This is a genomic window from Hyphobacterium lacteum, from assembly GCF_036330345.1.
Taxonomy (GTDB): Bacteria; Pseudomonadota; Alphaproteobacteria; order Caulobacterales; family Maricaulaceae; genus Hyphobacterium; species Hyphobacterium lacteum.
In genome coordinates, this window is record NZ_JAZDRP010000011.1 from 36,034 (window position 1) to 53,026 (window position 16,993).

The 16,993-nt window shown below is 62.4% G+C and carries 17 protein-coding genes; 10 read left to right on the forward strand and 7 right to left on the reverse strand.

All coding sequences use genetic code 11. From position 1 onward, the window contains the following. Positions 1–120: 120 nt before the first annotated feature. On the forward strand, positions 121–939 hold the full coding sequence (locus V0U79_RS13160; RefSeq protein WP_330199971.1) for a 1-acyl-sn-glycerol-3-phosphate acyltransferase: 819 nt from the start codon (positions 121–123) through the stop codon (positions 937–939). On the opposite strand, the gene V0U79_RS13165 is transcribed toward V0U79_RS13160, so the two are convergent. From V0U79_RS13165 to sdhC, 4 genes are read right to left on the reverse strand one after another with little or no spacing between them, the layout of a single operon-like run. Next, a complete protein-coding gene (locus tag V0U79_RS13165; protein ID WP_330199972.1) occupies positions 936–1,715 on the reverse strand; it encodes a succinate dehydrogenase iron-sulfur subunit in 780 nt (259 codons plus the stop codon). The genes V0U79_RS13160 and V0U79_RS13165 overlap by 4 nt on opposite strands. A gap of 17 nt (positions 1,716–1,732) precedes the next feature. After that, positions 1,733–3,520, reverse strand: coding sequence for a succinate dehydrogenase flavoprotein subunit (sdhA, locus tag V0U79_RS13170; protein WP_330199973.1), 1,788 nt, complete (start codon positions 3,518–3,520; stop codon positions 1,733–1,735). Between the two features lie 19 nt (positions 3,521–3,539). Continuing rightward, entirely contained in the window at positions 3,540–3,920 is a 381-nt protein-coding gene (gene sdhD, locus V0U79_RS13175) for a succinate dehydrogenase, hydrophobic membrane anchor protein (protein ID WP_330199974.1), read from the reverse strand. Continuing rightward, positions 3,917–4,321 (reverse strand): succinate dehydrogenase, cytochrome b556 subunit, encoded by a 405-nt coding sequence (gene sdhC, locus V0U79_RS13180; RefSeq protein ID WP_330199975.1) that lies wholly within the window; start codon positions 4,319–4,321, stop codon positions 3,917–3,919. The genes sdhD and sdhC overlap by 4 nt, the downstream gene beginning before the upstream one ends. A gap of 145 nt (positions 4,322–4,466) precedes the next feature. Between sdhC and V0U79_RS13185 the strand changes: the two genes are divergently transcribed. After that, a complete protein-coding gene (locus V0U79_RS13185; RefSeq protein ID WP_330199976.1) occupies positions 4,467–5,000 on the forward strand; it encodes a DUF6990 domain-containing protein in 534 nt (177 codons plus the stop codon). Between the two features lie 3 nt (positions 5,001–5,003). Here V0U79_RS13185 and V0U79_RS13190 read toward each other — a convergent pair whose 3' ends face one another. Beyond that, positions 5,004–6,395: an amidohydrolase family protein gene (locus tag V0U79_RS13190; protein ID WP_330199977.1), complete on the reverse strand. Its 1,392-nt coding sequence runs from the start codon at positions 6,393–6,395 to the stop codon at positions 5,004–5,006. 115 nt (positions 6,396–6,510) lie between these two features. On the opposite strand from V0U79_RS13190, the gene V0U79_RS13195 reads away from it, so the two are divergent. Next, positions 6,511–7,392 (forward strand): SDR family NAD(P)-dependent oxidoreductase, encoded by an 882-nt coding sequence (locus tag V0U79_RS13195; protein WP_330199978.1) that lies wholly within the window; start codon positions 6,511–6,513, stop codon positions 7,390–7,392. Positions 7,393–7,451: 59 nt separating this feature from the next. Next, positions 7,452–9,209 carry a DUF885 domain-containing protein gene (locus V0U79_RS13200; protein WP_330199979.1) on the forward strand — a complete coding sequence of 586 codons (1,758 nt, stop codon included), beginning with the start codon at positions 7,452–7,454 and terminating at the stop codon, positions 9,207–9,209. Here V0U79_RS13200 and V0U79_RS13205 read toward each other — a convergent pair. Continuing rightward, complete coding sequence (locus tag V0U79_RS13205; RefSeq protein WP_330199980.1) at positions 9,206–9,859, reverse strand: tetratricopeptide repeat protein; 654 nt, start codon at positions 9,857–9,859, stop codon at positions 9,206–9,208. The genes V0U79_RS13200 and V0U79_RS13205 overlap by 4 nt on opposite strands. 58 nt (positions 9,860–9,917) lie before the next feature. On the opposite strand from V0U79_RS13205, the gene V0U79_RS13210 reads away from it, so the two are divergent. After that, positions 9,918–10,769: an SDR family oxidoreductase gene (locus V0U79_RS13210; protein WP_330199981.1), complete on the forward strand. Its 852-nt coding sequence runs from the start codon at positions 9,918–9,920 to the stop codon at positions 10,767–10,769. Here the strand turns inward: V0U79_RS13210 and V0U79_RS13215 are convergent. Beyond that, positions 10,751–11,527: an alpha/beta hydrolase gene (locus tag V0U79_RS13215; protein ID WP_330199982.1), complete on the reverse strand. Its 777-nt coding sequence runs from the start codon at positions 11,525–11,527 to the stop codon at positions 10,751–10,753. The two genes, V0U79_RS13210 and V0U79_RS13215, sit on opposite strands and share 19 nt — an antisense overlap. An 83-nt stretch (positions 11,528–11,610) precedes the next feature. Here V0U79_RS13215 and V0U79_RS13220 point away from each other — a divergent pair, with 83 nt between their 5' ends. The 5 genes from V0U79_RS13220 (at position 11,611) to V0U79_RS13240 (ending at position 16,889) form a co-directional block, all read left to right on the forward strand. Beyond that, positions 11,611–12,741 carry a glycosyltransferase family 4 protein gene (locus V0U79_RS13220; protein ID WP_330199983.1) on the forward strand — a complete coding sequence of 377 codons (1,131 nt, stop codon included), beginning with the start codon at positions 11,611–11,613 and terminating at the stop codon, positions 12,739–12,741. Between the two features lie 4 nt (positions 12,742–12,745). Then, positions 12,746–13,723 carry a glycosyltransferase family 9 protein gene (locus tag V0U79_RS13225; protein ID WP_330199984.1) on the forward strand — a complete coding sequence of 326 codons (978 nt, stop codon included), beginning with the start codon at positions 12,746–12,748 and terminating at the stop codon, positions 13,721–13,723. A gap of 123 nt (positions 13,724–13,846) precedes the next feature. Continuing rightward, positions 13,847–14,386, forward strand: a complete 540-nt coding sequence (gene infC, locus V0U79_RS13230) for a translation initiation factor IF-3 (protein WP_330199999.1) — start codon at positions 13,847–13,849, stop codon at positions 14,384–14,386. A gap of 208 nt (positions 14,387–14,594) precedes the next feature. Continuing rightward, positions 14,595–15,077, forward strand: a complete 483-nt coding sequence (locus V0U79_RS13235; RefSeq protein WP_330199985.1) for a peptidase S1 — start codon at positions 14,595–14,597, stop codon at positions 15,075–15,077. A 27-nt stretch (positions 15,078–15,104) separates the two neighbouring features. Next, entirely contained in the window at positions 15,105–16,889 is a 1,785-nt protein-coding gene (locus V0U79_RS13240) for a hypothetical protein (RefSeq protein ID WP_330199986.1), read from the forward strand. Positions 16,890–16,993 lie beyond the last annotated feature (104 nt).

The window sequence follows — 16,993 nt, forward strand, 5'->3', positions numbered from 1 at the left end:
TTCCCCCGCAAGGCGAGTGCCAAACCTTGCCAACAGGTTAATGCGGGGGGTGCTTGCGCGGTTCATGAGGGCTGTGATCAATGCGGTATGGACTATGCCTATGCGCCTCCGGATGACGATATGAGCCGTCACATTGTTGACCGGTTGATCGAGGAGCGCGCGCCGAAACTGACGCAGCGCGAAAAGGTCTGGTCGCTGATCAAGGCGATCGGCTATCCGTTGCTGGGTTACAGGAAGGCGGTTCAGATCGCGGATGCGATTGCGGATTTGCCGGGAACCGGAACCCTTGAATGGGTGAGCGATTATCTCTCGCTGAAGCCGTCACCGGAAAATCTCGACCAGATTCCCGAAACCGGCGGCTGTGTGGTGATCGCCAATCATCCCGGCGGGATTGCCGATGGCGTGGCGGTCTGGGAGGCGCTGCGCCAACGGCGCCCGGATGTCTGTTTCTTTGCCAATAGGGATGCGCTGCGCGTCAGCCCCGGCCTGTCCGAGCTGATCATCCCGGTAGAGTGGCGGCAGAATTTCCGCAGCCGGGAAAATGCCCGCGAGACGTTGAAATCAGCGCTCGATGCCTTCCGCTCTGACCGGTGTGTGGTGATCTTCCCGGCCGGCCGCATGGCGGAGTGGAGCTGGAAAGAATGGCGGTTGCGCGAAAAGCCCTGGATGCCGACCGCGGTCAGCTTTGCCCGGCGTTTCGGCCAGCCGATCATTCCGCTGGGCGTGCGCCAGCGCATGCCGGTTCTCTATTACGCGCTGGCCCAGATCCATGTCGAACTGAAGGACATGACGGTCTTCCAGGGCTTTATCGGCAAGAAGGGCGCGCACTATCCCTTGCGCTTCGGCCAGCCGATCGACCCCAAATCCCTGCCGGAAAGCGAGGCCGAGGCGACGGAACTGATCCGGGATGCGTGTGAGCGCCTCGCCTGGGGGCGTTAGCCCTCGCGCTCGACCATCAGCTGCTTGATGCCGGCGATGGCCTCGGCCGGGTTCAGACCCTTGGGGCAGACCTGCGCGCAATTCATGATGGTGTGGCAGCGATAGAGCTTGAACGGGTCTTCCAGCGCATCCAGGCGCTCGCCGGTCATTTCATCGCGGCTGTCGGAAATCCAGCGATAGGCCTGTAGCAGGGCGGCCGGGCCGAGATATTTGTCGGAATTCCACCAGTAGGACGGGCAGGCGGTCGAGCAGGACGCGCACATGATGCACTCATAGAGCCCGTCGACCTCCGAGCGGTCCTCGTCGGACTGGCGCCATTCCTTTTCCGGCTCGGCGGTCTTGGTCTGCAGATAGGGCTGCACGAAAGCGTGCTGGGCGTAGAAATCGGTAAGGTCCGGGATCAGGTCCTTGACCACGGGCTGGTGCGGCAGCGGGGCGATGGTGATGTCGCCCTTCACCTCGTCCATGCCCTTGGTGCAGGCAATCGTGTTGCGGCCGCCAATATTCATCGCGCACGATCCGCACACCCCCTCGCGGCAGGATCGGCGGAAGGCCAGCGTCGAATCGACATTGTTCTTGATCCACAACAGGGCATCGAGAACCATTGGTCCGCAATCATCGAGATCGACCGTATAGGTGTCCCAGCGCGGATTACCGCCGGCTTCCGGGTCATAGCGGTAGACCTTGAAAGTGCGGGTGTTCTTCGCCCCATCCGGATTGGGCCAGGTCTTGCCCTTCTTCGGCTGGGATCCACGCGGCAAGGCGAGTTCGACCATGATCAGTCTCCGGTGTCCTAGTAAACCCGAGCCTTGGGCTCGATATAGGCGATGTCGTTGGACAGGGTGAAGGTATGCACGCCGCGATAGCCGAGGCGGACATTGCCGGCCTCGTCACACCAGGCCAGCGTGTGCTTCATCCAGTTTTCGTCATCGCGATCGGCGAAGTCCTCGCGGGCATGGGCGCCGCGGCTTTCCTCGCGGGCGACGGCTCCGTTCACGGTGACGGCGGCCTGGGCGACGAGATTGTCCAGCTCCAGCGTTTCCATGAGGTCGGTATTCCAGACCATGGTGCGGTCGGAGACATGGATGTCCGGCAGGCCGGCATAGACCTGCTTGATGCGCTCCACGCCTTCGCTCATCACCTCGCCGGTGCGGAAGACAGCGCAGTTTTCCTGCATGGCGCGCTGCATGTCATCGCGCAGTTTCGCCGTCGGCGTCTTGCCCTTGGCGTTGCGGTATTTGTCGAGGCGGGCCAGCGTGTTGTCGCCTGCGCCCTTGGGCAGGTCGGGCTGGCTGGACGCCGCATCCACCGTATCGCCGACGCGCAAGCCGGCGGCGCGGCCGAAGACGACCAAATCGATCAGCGAGTTCGAGCCGAGGCGATTGGCGCCATGCACCGAGACGCAGGCGGCTTCGCCCACAGCCATCAGGCCCGGCACGGTGATCTCCTCGCCTTGTTTGTTCACGGTCAGGACCTCGCCGTGATAATTGGTCGGGATACCGCCCATATTATAGTGCACGGTCGGCAGGACCGGGATCGGATCGCGGGTCACATCGACGCCGGCAAACACGCGCGCGCTCTCGGAAATGCCGGGCAGGCGCTTGTGAATGATGTCCGGATCGAGGTGATCGAGATGGAGGTAGATATGATCCTTCTTCGGACCGACACCGCGGCCCTCGCGGATCTCCACCGTCATCGAGCGTGAAACCACGTCGCGGCTCGCCAAATCCTTGGCGGACGGGGCATAGCGCTCCATGAAACGCTCGCCCTCGGAATTGGTCAGATAGCCGCCTTCACCGCGTACGCCCTCGGTGATGAGCACGCCGGCGCCATAGATGCCGGTGGGGTGGAATTGCACGAATTCCATGTCCTGCAGGGGCAGGCCGGCGCGCAGCACCATGGCATTGCCATCACCCGTACAGGTATGCGCCGAGGTGCAGGAGAAATAGGCGCGGCCATAACCGCCGGTGGCCAGAATGACCGACTTGGCGCGGAAGCGGTGCAGCGTGCCATCATCCAGCTTCCAGGCGGTGATGCCGCGGCAGACACCGTCATCATCCATGATCAGGTCGAGGGCGAAATACTCGATGAAGAATTCCGTCTCTTCCTTGACGCACTGACCATAGAGCGTGTGCAGGATGGCGTGACCGGTGCGGTCGGCGGCCGCGCAGGTGCGCTGGACCGGGCCTTCGCCGAAATTGCGGGTCATGCCGCCGAAGGCGCGCTGATAGATCTTGCCTTCCTCGGTGCGCGAGAAGGGCACACCCCAGTGCTCCAGCTCGTAAACGGCATCCGGCGCATTGCGGCAGAGATATTCGATCGCGTCCTGGTCGCCCAGCCAGTCCGAGCCCTTGACGGTGTCGTACATGTGCCAGCGCCAGTCATCCTCGCCCATATTGCCCAGCGAGGCGGAAATGCCGCCCTGTGCGGCGACGGTGTGAGAGCGGGTCGGGAAGACCTTGGAGATGCAGGCTGTCTTCAGGCCGGACTGGGCCGCGCCCAGTGCCGCGCGCAGACCGGCGCCGCCAGCCCCGACAACAACAACATCATAGGTGTGATCGATCCAGGTGTATTCGGACATGTCTCTTCGTTTTCCCGTTCTAACCGGTCACGGCGAGGCGGATCAGCGCATAGGCGCCGGCCAGCCAGAGCCCGTAGGTGATCAGCGTATTGCCGATCAGAAGACCCATCTTCATCGCCGTTCCATGGATGTAGTCCTCGACGACGACCTGCAAACCCAGGCGCATGTGATAGAGCGTCGCACTCATCGTGATCAGCGTCAGCAGGGCACCCCAGGCCGAACCAAAGAAGGCGCGGCTGGCGGCCGGATCGGGCGCGCCCGATTGCGACAGGCAGATCATGAAGAGCGGCAGGGCGATCACCAGCGCGATCGCTGACACGCGCTGGGCAACAAAATGATGGACGCCGGACTTGGCCGAGCCCAGACGGTTGATGCGCTTGGCGGGGGTGACCATGCTCATGATGCGCCTCCCGAAAGGGCAAAGAACCAGATCAGCGCCGGCGGCACGAAAGACAGGGCGATGATCAGGATGGAGCGCATGTTCGATCCGGCCGGATCAAAGCCCTTGCCGATATCCCAGGCCAGATGGCGGATGCCGTTCAGCAGATGATAGCTGGCCGACCAGGTCAGCACGATCAGGCCGATTGCCGTCAGCCAGGACAGCGACCCGCTGGTGAAGATGGCGACCGCGTCTTCCGCGCCCGAGGCCAGCAGGACCAGCCAGACGGTCAGCGCGATGGCGCCGATATAGTTCACGATGCCGGAGAAGCGGTGGAGAATGGACGACAGCATGGTCGCATGCCACCGCCACACCGAAAGGTGGGGTGACAGCGGCCGCGTATCAGAGGTTCCGCTGGCCATTTGGTGTTCCCTGATCAGACAATTCCCAGTTCGGCGCAGACAATAAGCTGCGCCGGTCTCAAATCAATGCGGGGATGCGGCTTGAAGTGTTTTGATTCCCGAGTGGTATGGCTAGGCTGACGCCGGATGTGATGGATGAAGCCAAATGCCCTTACACAAAGTCTATGCAGCACTTGAGGCCAAGGGTTGGAAACTCTGCCGGGACGAAACCGGCGACCGTTATGCCAGATTGATCCTTCCGGACCGGGGCGCAGAGCTGATCTGCGACCTGCCCCATGGCCGGCAGTTTCGCTGTTGCTGGAGCGTCAGCGACGAAACTTTCACGCGAGCCTGCGATCACATCCATGAAGGTTTCGGCTTCCCCGTGTTTCTCGAACAATGGCAGCAAATCGCGTCGCTGGACGACATTGAAGGCACCATCAAGGCTGGAACGGAATGGGCCCTCAGTCGGGACATGCAAGCCCTAATCCGATGTCTGGCGGATGCGCCCACAAACCTTCCCGGACTGGCCGCATTGATGCATCTGGCAAGCTTGGCGGTTCTGGGACGAAGCGACACACTCAAGGACTATAGATCAACCTTCGCTACGGGTGACCGGCTCGGCATGCCTCCATACATCAAGGAAGACTATCTGGATCGTACAATCGAATTCGCAGAAAATATGAAGTCGGGCGGCTGACCATCACTCCATCCGCAGGCTCTCCGGCAGGCGTTCCTCGATGACATTTCCGTCCTCGACATAGACCACACCGCCTTTCATCACGAAGTCGACGCTTTGCAGGAGGGAGGGATAGGTCAGGAGATCGCCGTCGACGGCGATGATGTCGGCATACATGCCTTCCTGCACGCGGCCCCATTCATTCTGAACGCCCATCAGGACGGACGGCCAGTAGGTGGCCGAGCGGATGACATCCATCACCGGCACGTCCAGTTCGCGCGTCCAGATATCGATCTCGTTCCAGGTGGACTGGCAGTGGAATTTGGTCGGAATACCTGAATCCGTGCCGATCAGCATAACCACGCCCGCCTCGCGCAATTGCTCGAACTTGCGCGCCAGTGTCGGGCGGCGCAGCGGGGTGAGCTGCATGTATTCCAGCCGCTCGACATGTTCCAGCGAGCCTTCAATGTCGGCGATCGTGTCCGGCTGCAGGCCGCGATGCCAGCAGGTATTGTCCAGCCGTTCGGGATTATCGCGGGTGCGCTCGTAATTCCACAGGCCTTCAATGGTCGGCGTCCAGTAGAGCGGTCCGCCGCGCACGCGGCCCTGCGAGGTGCGGCGGCGCAGCGCCTCGATCACTTCGGGCGGATATTCCGGCGCGGTGGTGAGGCCGGTATGCTCGAAATTATCCACCCCGACTTCCAGGCCGACAAGGATTTCATCGGCGCGGTGCGAGTGACCAACGACCCGCAGGCCGTGGGCATGGGCCTCGTCCACCAGGGCGCGGACGGTTTCCAGTTCCATCTCGTCCTGATCGACCAGCTTGATGACATCGACACCGGCCTCGGCCAGTTCGCGCACGCGGGCGCGGGCCTCGCGGACCGAGGAAATGCCCCACCGGTAATTCTCGGTGCCCGGATAGGGTTCGTTCTGCAGGAAGGGACCGGAGACAAAGAGGCGCGGGCCGGGCAGCTCACCGGCATTGATGCGGTCGCGGATGGAGAGGCTTTCTTCCAGCGGCGCGCCCAGATCGCGGGCCGTGGTGACCCCGGCCAGCAAGAGCTGGACCGCCGAGGCCGGCATGATCTCGTCTTCCAGACGGTCGGCATAGGTCGGGTGCCAGTGCGAATAATCGGCATGGCCGGTCAGCATGAGGTGGGCGTGCATCTCCCACAGGCCCGGCAGGACGGTCATGCCCTCGGTGGAGATGATCTCATAGCCTTCCGGCACAGCCAGTGAATCCTGATTGCCGACCGCGGTGATGCGTTCGCCCTCAACAAGGATGACCGAGTTGAGGATGGGCGGGCCGCCATTGCCGTCAATCAGCGTGCCGCCGACCAGCGCCTGCCGGTCCTGCGCAGCCGCTGTGGCGGCGAAGGTCAGACTGAGTGTGATCGCAAGCGAACGGATAATCATGATGGCCCCTCCCAAGGTTTGTCGGAAGGCTAGCGCCGCAATCTGATTCGTCAAAAGCAATCTTCTTGGCCATGTTATGCGTAAACAGGACAATTACCGTCTGAGGAGCCACGCCATGACCATTACCCAACCCGCCGCAGTTGTCACAGGCGCTTCGACCGGGATCGGCGAGGCCACGACCCGCGTGCTGATCCAGGAGGGCTGGCATGTCTTTGCCGGTGTCCGCAAACCGTCCGATGCCGAACGGCTGAAGCAGGCTTTCGGCGATGCCGTGACGCCGCTCACCATGGAAGTTACCGATACCGCTTCCATGCAGGCGGCGGGCGACGAGGTGCGCAAGGCTCTGGGCGGGCAGACGTTGCGCGGCCTGGTCTGCAATGCCGGTGTCGCTGTCTCCGGTCCCTTACTGCATATCCCGATCGAGGAGGTCGAGCGCCAGCTGGACATCAATGTGCTGGGCGTTCTGCGGACCGTGCAGGCCTTCGGGCCGCTGCTCGGCGCGGATCAGAGCCTGTCCGGCGATAAGGGCCGCGTGGTAATGATGTCGTCGGTGGCCGGTGTGATGGGCATGCCCTTTGTCGGCCCGTATGCCGCGTCCAAGCATGCGGTCGAGGGCCTGTCGAAATCCCTGCGCAAGGAGCTGAATCTCTACGGGATCGGCGTGCATGTGATCGGGCCGGGCGCTGTGGCAACACCGATCTGGGACAAGGCGGACGATAATTCCGAGATCGAGAATTATCGCGGCTCGGACTATGAAACCTCCATGCAGCGTGTCCTCAACTGGATGCTGGATCGCGGGCCAAAAGGCCTGCCGCCGGAACAGATCGGCCGCCGCGTGCATCATTGCCTGACGGCGGCCAATCCGAAGAACCGCTATGCGGAAGTGCCCGAGCGTTTCCAGAACTGGACAATGCCGCGCCTCTTGCCGGAGAAAGTTGTCGACAAGCAGATCGCCAAGCGCCTCGCCCTGCGGCCGGAAGATCTGAAACGCAGCTAAGGGCTGACAAGCCGCAAATCCGCACTAGTCTCCCCGGAAAGTATTTGGGGAGAGAACACATGCTGCGTGCACTTCTGGTTTCCGGTCTTGTCCTGTCGGCTCCGGCCTTCGCCGATGATGCCGAGGATTTCGAGACGCTGATTGCGGATTTCGAGGCCTTCGAAAATCGCGAGGATCCGGAGGAGAACCCGGAATTTGCCCGCCGCTGGGGCGATCTCTCGCCGGAAGCGCTGGCCGAGGCGCGAGAGGCCGAAGCCGGTTTCCTCGAGCGCCTGCAGGACATTGATGAAAGCGCCCTGCCCGAAGACCAGATCGTGAATTATGCGACGCTGGACTATGTGCTGCGATTCCGGGTCGAGCTCGCCCAATATGACATGCAGCGCGCACCGTTCTCGAATGATAGCGGCTTCTTCTCCACCCCGCTCTATGCCGCGTCCTCGGCGCGTCCGCGCACGGTCGAGGCGGCGGAGAACTGGATTGCCCGGCTGGAGGATATCCCGCGCTATCTCGATCAGAACATTTACTGGATGCGCCAGGGCATTGAAGACGGTTACACCCAGCCACAAAACATCATTGGCGGTGTGCGCGACCAGATCGCGGCCATCGCCGCGATGAGCGTTGAAGAGACCGGCATGGTCGCCCCGATCGAGAATCTGCCGGCGACGGTCTCCGAGGTCGAGCGCGCCCGCCTGATCGCGGCTGCGACGGTTGCCGTCGAAAATGTCGTCCTGCCGGCCTATGCCGACCTTCTGACCTTCATGGACGAGGAATATGTGCCGGCGGCCCGCGAGGATCTGGGGATTTCCTCGGTCCCGAACGGCCGCGCGCAATACCAGGCGCTGGTGCGCTTCCACACCACGCTGGATACCTCGCCGGAAGAGGTGCACCAGCGCGGTCTGGCCGAAGTGGCGCGTATCCGCGGCGAGATGGAGGAGATCATCGAGGAGGTCGGTTTCGAGGGCACATTCGCCGAATTCCTCGACTTCCTGCGGACCGATCCGCAATTCTACGCCGAGACCGAAGAGGAGCTGATGATGTATGCGTCCTGGCTGGCCAAGCGCGCCGATGATGCCATGCCGCGTTTCTTCGGCCGCTTGCCGCGCCTGTCCTATGGCGTGCGCCCGGTGCCGGCCTCGATGGCGCCGACCTATACGACGGGCCGCTACTGGCCGGGCTCGCTGGAGAATGGCGTGGCCGGCGGCTACATGGTGAACACCTATAATCTCTCCCAGCGTCCGCTCTACAATCTGCCAGCCCTGACTGTGCACGAAGCCGTGCCGGGTCACCATCACCAGATCGCGCTGGCGCAGGAGCTGGAGGATGTGCCGGACTTCCGCCGCAACACCTATATCACCGCCTTCGGTGAGGGCTGGGGCCTCTACACGGAGTTTCTCGCCGAGGAAATGGGCATGTATTCAACGCCCTATGACCAGTTCGGCCGGCTGACCTACGAGATGTGGCGGGCCTGCCGTCTCGTCGTCGATACCGGCATTCATTACATGGGCTGGACGCGGGAGCAGGCCGAGGCGTGCTTCCTCGAAAACTCCGCCCTGGCGCCGCACAATATCCGCACCGAAGTGTCGCGCTATATTTCCTGGCCGGGCCAGGCGCTGGCCTACAAGACCGGCGAGATGCTGATGCGCGATCTGCGGTCCCGCGCCGAGGAGCGTCTGGGTGCCCATTTCGACATCCGTGATTTCCATGACGAGCTGCTCAGCGAAGGCGCTGTGCCGCTGGGTTATCTGGAAGACCGGACCGAAGCCTGGATCGAGGAAACGCTGGAAGCAGCAGAAGCCGACGAGGACGCGGAGGACTAGCGTCCCGTCCGGCGGGCCTCAAGGATGTGACCGCGGATGAGGAGGACGGAGACCGCTTCCTCGTCCGTGCCGGCCAGTTCCAGCGCGCGCTGCATGTCGCGCTCGGCAGCATCCAGATCACCCAGCTCCAGCCGGGCTTCAGCGCGCGAGCGCCAGCCTTCATAATTGCGCGGATCGTAATTGATCGCCTGGGCGGCATCGGCCTCTGCAGCGGCCCATTCGCCCATGCCGGCTGCGGCGCGGGCACGGCCTAGCCAGAGCGGGGCGGATTGCGGCGACATTTCCACGGCGCGGGAATAGGCGCGGCGGGCTTCTTCGGGATGACCGACCGTCATCCAGGCTTCGCCGGCTTCGGCGAGGTAAACAATTTTCATGGTGGTGGGGCCGCCATCAGGGGCTTCGGCCAGCGCTTGCAGGCGGAAGGCGCCTTCTTCTTCCTCACCGAGCGCAATCAGGGCGCGGCCAACGCAATGCCGGGCCGGCCAGCCGCCGCCTTCGAATTGCCAGGCCAGACCATCCTCATAGGCCATGTCCGGATCCGCTTCGATGCGTTCAAGACAGGCTTCATAGCGCGCGGTGTCGCGCGCCTGCGCAAAACCGGCCGACGCAAAGGCCAAGGCCGCCGTGCTGGCAAAAAGAATACGCTTCATGTCCAGAGCTCCCACTCGCCCATTGGAGACAGCATAGGCACGGCCTAGATTGGCGTCCATGTCATACACCCGCTCAGCCTTGTTATTGGGTTACGGCTATGTCGCAAAAGCCACGGCACCGCTTCTGGCGAAGGCCGGGTTTTCGCTCGCCGGAACCACCCGATCCGGAGAGAAAGCCGAGCAGATGCAGGCGGACGGTATTGCTCCGCTGGTCAATCCGGATGCGGAGGCCTTGCGCGCGGCGATGATGGCGGCAACGCATATCCTGGTCTCTGTGCCACCGGGCCCCGAGGGCGATCCGGTACTGGCAATGGCCGGGCAGCCGGATCTGCCGCGCCTGGAATGGCTGGGTTATCTCTCGACAACCGGTGTTTATGGCGATGCAGGCGGCGGCCGCGTAGATGAGACCACGCCGCCTGCGCCCGCCGATGAACGCTCGCGAAGGCGGCTGGCGGCCGAAAGAGGCTGGCAGGCCCTGTCGGACAGGACGCGGATTTTCCGCCTGTCCGGGATTTATGGTCCGGGACGCTCGGCGCTGGACCGGCTGAAGGACGGAAAGGCCCGGCGGATCATCAAGCCCGGGCAGGTCTTCTCGCGCATTCATGTGGACGATATTGCGGCCACGCTGATGGCCTCGATAGCCCGTCCGGATGTGCCGGGCCCGTTCAATCTGGCGGATGCCGCACCGCGCCCGCAGGCCGATGTGGTGGCGTATGCGGCCGGGCTGCTTGGTATCGAGCCTCCGCCCGAAGAGGACTTCGCTACAGCCGAAATGAGCCCGATGATGCGCAGTTTCTATGCGTCCTCTCGGCGTGTCTCCGGCGAAGCCACGCGAAAGGCGCTGGGGGTCGAGCTTGAATACCCGTCCTATCGTGAAGGGCTGAGCGCGATCTATGCCGCCTCGACCTGACGGACGAGCCGCTCGGTTGTAACGATCAACCGGGCCAGATCGGTTTCGGTCGACAGGCGGTGGTCGCCATTCTTGATCAGGGTCAGGACGACATTCTCGCTGGAGACCAGGTCGACACAGCGCTGGGCGTGCTGCCAGGGCACGCTGTCATCCTTCATGCCCTGCAGAATGCGCACCGGACCCTCATAGGCCAGGGGCTCGCCCAGCACTGACCAGTTCTTGCCGTCCTCGATCAGTTTCCGGGTGACGATGAAAATCTCGTCATCATAGGCAGAGGGTTCCTCGAACTTGCCCTCTTCCATGATCTGCCGGCGGACATCTTCTGAGAAGTTCGGCCACATAAGCTCGGACGTGAAATCGGGTGCCGGAGCGATCAGAAGCATGCCGCCGATCCGTTCCGGACGGGCCTTGGCGGCCAGCAGGCTGATCCAGCCGCCCATGGAAGAGCCGACAAGGATTTGCGGGCCCTCGGTCAGTTCATCAATCACAGCCAGCGCATCCTCGCGCCAGCGTCCGATGGTGCCATCCTCGAAGTTGCCGGATGATTGGCCATGCCCGAAATAGTCGAAGCGGAGCATGCCGCGGCCGGATTCCCGCGCCCATTCATCGAGCACAAGTGCCTTGGTGCCGTCCATGTCCGACTTGAATCCGCCGAGCCAGACCAGGCTGGCCTTGCCGGGCTGCGCCGCGCGTTCGACATAGGCGATCCTCTCGCCATCCGGCCGATCAAGAAACTGGATGTCCGGGGCGTTTGTCATGGTCCTGATCCTGTGAAACAAGTTGGCGCGACCTTTCCCGCAGAGTGGCGAACAAGGTCAAGTCCGAGAGAGCGTGTTCGCGCATGAAAGTTCTGCAAATCATCCCCCAGCTCGAAACCGGCGGCGCCGAGCGTACCACGATCGAGGTGGCGCAGGCGCTTGTTCAGGGCGGACATGAGGCGCTGGTGGCCAGTGAGGGCGGTGCCATGGAGGCCGATTTGGCCGAAGCGGGTGCCGAGCTGATCCGTCTGCCAATGGCGACGAAGAACGTTTTCAAGGCCTGGTCCAATGCCGGGGCGCTGAAACGGCTGATCAGGTCCCGGGGGATCGACATCGTGCATGCCCGGTCGCGGGCGCCGGCCTGGTCGGCTTTCAAGGCGGCGCGCGAGACCCACACGCCGTTCGTGACGACCTATCACGGCACCTATAATGCGAAATCATCGCTGAAGCGGTTCTACAATTCGGTAATGGCGCGGGGTGACCGGGTGATCGCCAATTCCGAATTCATCCGCGACCATATCGTGGCGGAGCACGGTCTGTCAGAGGACAGGATCACGGTCATTCCGCGTGGCGTGGATGCCGGGCGTTTCGAGATGACAGAGGCCGTTCGCCAGCGCGGGCGCGATCTCGCCGCCCAATGGTCCCTGCCTGACGGGGCCTTCATCGCCATCCTGCCGGCGCGGCTGACGCGATGGAAGGGCCAGCTTGTAGCGATCGAGGCGATGGGACGGCTGAAAGCCATGGGGGCCGAACTGCCGCTGCTCCTGCTGGTGGGAAGCGATCAGGGACGGTTCGCCTTCCAGGATGAGCTCAAGCTCGCCATAGATCGTTTCGGACTGGATAATTATGTCCGGATCACCGGTCATTGCGGCGATATGCCGGCGGCCTTCTCGCTTGCGGATGTCGCGCTCAACCCCTCCACAGACCCGGAAGCCTTCGGGCGGACGGCGGCTGAAGCCAGTGCCGCCGGCCTGCCAGTGATCGTTTCAGATCATGGGGGTGCGCGCGAGGTGGTCGAGCACGCGGTGACGGGTTGGCGGACGCTGCCGGGCGATGCAGCCGAACTGGCAAAAACATTGCAGTCTGTCATGATGCTTGATACGGCCGCCCGAAACGCCATGGGCGTAGCAGGGCGGGCACGTATTCTCGAACGGTTTACGGTTTCCGCATTACAGGAATCGACGTTGCGGGTTTACCGCGAACTTCTAGAGTAGGGCGATGGAGCAGACGGCCAAAGACATCATCTATGTCCTGTTATGGGGCGATTTGCCGTCGACCGTTCGCGGGCTGGCTTCCTGCCAGCGTATTCGCGAGACTTATCCCCGCGCCAAGCTGATCCTGCTGACGGCACCGGACTATGAAGCCCTGCTGAAGCACTGTCCCTATTTCAGCCAGATCGAGACCGATGCCACGGCAACGGGGGCGATGGCAAAGCTGACGGCCAAGCGGATCAAGGCGGTAAAGCCGAAAATGATCTATGATCTGGTCGGCGATGCCGATGCGCGCCGCATCAAGGGCGGGCTGCGCTTTTCCCGGATCAAATGGATCGATGCGGCACCCCGTATCCGCGAAGGGGAACACCCGGTCGAAGCGGCGGCCGCAGCGCTGGGCCGTACCGGCATGGGCCCGGATCAATTCCGGCTCGGCGAGGCGCCTTCGCCGGACGTATCCTGGGTGGACTATCTGGCGCGCAATTCACGCATGCTGGAACCGGAATATTTCGGCCTGAACGGGTCGTTTGTCCTGCTGGCGCCGGCAGGCGAAGAAGTGAAACCCAATCTGCGCTGGCCGCGCGAACGCTGGGCCTCGCTGGCCGAGGCCCTGATTGCCGAGGGGCTTATCCCCGCCATTGTCGGGGGACCGTCAGCGCGCGATACGGGCCGCTTTGTTGCCGAGACGGTTCGCGAGGCGCGTGATCTGACAGGCAAGGCCAAGCTGGTCCAGCTGGCCGGGCTGGCGCGCCGGACGCGGTTCGTTTTCGGTGAGGATACCGACCTGCTGCACCTGCTGGTCGCGGCCGGACCACCGGCGGCCGGCCTGTACCCGGATGGCGAGCCGCTGGAATTGAAGGCGCCGCGCGGTGCCTCGCCTGTGGTGTTGTTGCATGCGCCGGTTCTGGCCCAGCTGACGGCATCCGAGGCGCTCCAGGCAATGCGTGTGGCCGGCGGATTCGAGGAATCACCGCGTGCGGCTTGATTTTCCGGCTGTGACCCCCATAACACTCCCCGCTGCGGAGCGGGCGGAGGGCTGTCACACAGGCGTCGCCTTTTTCCTTATCTGTGGTATTTTTCCTGTTCTGGCTATTAGTGGAGAAGTTACATAGCTCGCCGACCTTTTGCTGCACCGCCTCCTAAAAAGGAGGGGCCCCGCGTCAATCATGATATTCGTGTTCCCCGTGTTCTGCTGATCGATGAGAATGGCGAAAAGCAGGGCATCATGCCTGTTGACGCTGCCATCGAGGCGGCTGAAGAGGCGGGGCTCGACCTTGTAGAAGTGTCGCCGAACGCTGATCCTCCCGTCTGCAAGATCCTGGATTACGGCAAGCTGAAATACCAGGAACAGAAGAAAAAGGCGGAAGCCCGCAAGAAGCAGAAGACCCAGGATATCAAGGAGATCAAGCTCCGTCCGAACATCGATATCCACGATTACCAGGTCAAGACCAAGGCCATGACCCGTTTCTTCGAGGATGGCGACAAGGTGAAGGTCACCCTGCGGTTCCGCGGCCGTGAAATGGCGCACCAGGACCGGGGCATGGAAGTGATGAACCGGGTCAAGGAAGATTTCGCCGCGCTGGCCAAGGTTGAGTTCGAGCCGAAACTTGAAGGCCGGCAGATGACCATGGTTCTCGCACCGCGCTAATTTTCGGCCAATTACTCGCCCAATACGCGAATTATGGCAGGAATCTGGCAGATTCCTGCCTCTGCGACGATTTTTCCGTTCAAGCAGGGTTCACGCATGAACGGGTTTTAATGTTAGTCTCCATAGCGAGAGGGGTCCGGGGAGGTCCAGGCCCACTCCCGCACCGGTCCCGATGGTCGGGAGCGGTCGATCAACAGGGGACATGAATATGCTTCGTAAACTTTCCATTTCCGCCGCCGTCTCTGCTCTGGCCGTGATGGCCATGACCGGTGCGGCCGAGGCTCAGGACTGGCGCCTGAACCCGACTTATGGCGGTGTCACCCTCAGCTCCGGCTACACACCGGACCCGTATCTGGTGAACTTGCAGTCGGGCGGCTCGATCAACGCCTCACAATCCATCGGCGGCAATTGCCGTGGTTATGTGGCCAATGCCCCGGATTTCCGGCTGCAATATCGCGCGGGCAACATCCTGCCGCTGATTATCTCGGTCAGCTCCAGCTCGGACACCACGCTGGTGATCAATGCGCCTGATGGCCGCTGGTACTGCGATGATGATGGCGGGCAGGGTCTGAATCCGTCGCTGCGCTGGAACAGCCCGATGTCGGGTCAATACGACATCTATGTCGGCACCTACGGTTCGGCTTCTTACCGGAACGCTACTCTGTCGATTTCCGAGCTCAGCTCCTACTAGAACCAACCCGATCCGGGAGAAGAAACCATGAAAACCATCCTTCCGGCTCTGGGCGTGGCGGTCATTGCCGCCGCGTCCGCAGCCGCACAAAGCGTCTCGCTAGCACCAAGCTACGGGTCGATCACACTGGATTCCGGTTTCCTGCCGGATCCTTACAGCGTTCAGATGCGCGCGGGTGGCAACATCTCCGTCAGCAGCAATGTCAACGGAAGCGGTGTCTGCCGCGGCTATATCGCTGATGCGCCGGACTTCAATCTGTACTATGGCGCCGGTCAGTTTGAACTCTTCCTGTCGGCCATCTCGCAAACCGATACCACGCTGGTCGTCCGCGATCCGCGCGGCAACTGGTTCTGCGATGATGACGGTGGAGAAGGCCTGAATCCGGGCATCAATATCGACCGTCCGGCCTCGGGTCTCTACTCGGTCTGGGTGGGGACCTATTCCTCCTCAGCCGGCCTGCCGCCGGCGACGCTCTATGTCTCCGAGATCGGATTTGGTCCGCGCCCGCAAGGTATTGGCCTGAACCCGTCGCTTGCGTCCAACTATGGCAGTCAGACCCTGCAGACCGGTTTTGTGCCTGATCCCGTGAACGTTTCCATTGCCGCTGGTGGTGATGTGGACGTCAGCGAGAGTGGGCTGGAAGGCTGCTGGGGTTATGCGACCGCAGCGCCGGACTATGAGCTGACCTATGCGGCCGGCAATACGTTCGACCTCTATCTGTCGGCCACCTCCAGCCGCGACACGGTGATCATCGTGAATGCACCGGATGGCAGCTGGCATTGCAATGATGACGGGGCCGAAGGCCTCAATCCGGGCCTGATGTTCGAGAACCCGCAATCGGGCGTCTACGACATCTGGGTCGGCACCTACTCGTCCTCTGCAGGAACACCTCCGGCCACGCTCCACATCTCGGAGCTGGGCTTTGGTGGCGAGTCCGCACCGCAGCCAACCGGCCTGCTCGACTATAACCTGCCGTCAAACTATGGCTCGGTATCGCTGAACAGCGGTTTCCTGCCGGATCCGTACAATGTGCAGATCGCTGCCGGCGGCAATATCGATGTCAGCGAGACCGGTCTGCCGGGTTGCTGGGGTTACGCCACGTCCGCACCGGACTATGAGCTGACCTATTCGGCCGGCAATGCGTTCGATCTCTACCTGTCAGCCACGTCCAGCCGTGACACGGTGATCATCGTGAATGCGCCGGATGGAACCTGGCATTGCAATGATGACGGGGCTGAAGGTCTCAATCCGGGCCTGATGTTCGAGAACCCGCAATCGGGCGTCTATGATATCTGGGTCGGCACCTACTCGTCCTCTGCCGGAACGCCTCCGGCGACGCTCCACATCTCGGAGCTGAGCTTCGGCGGTCAGACCGTTCCGCAGCAGTCCAACATGCTCGACTTCTCGCTGCCGTCGAACTACGGCTCGGTATCGCTGAACAGCGGCTTCCTGCCGGATCCGTACAATGTGCAGATCGCTGCCGGCGGCAATGTCGATGTGCGTGACAACGGACCGGATGGTTGCTGGGGCTATGCCACGGCTGCCCCGGATTTCGAGCTGACCTATGCGGCCGGCAATACGTTCGACCTCTATCTGTCGGCCACCTCCAGCCGCGACACGGTGATTATCGTGAATGCACCGGATGGCAGCTGGCATTGCAATGATGACGGGGCTGAAGGGCTCAATCCGGGCCTGATGTTCGAGAACCCGCAATCGGGCGTCTATGACATCTGGGTCGGAACCTACTCGTCCTCTGCAGGAACGCCTCCGGCCACCCTGCATATTTCCGAGATCGAGTTCGGCGACAACTAGCCACTTGTCGTGGCGGAATGCGAAAGGGCGGCCTTCGGGCCGCCTTTTTTGCTGTGAAGAACAGGCCGGCCGTCTTTCCTTCTGGCAGATGTTATATTATATCA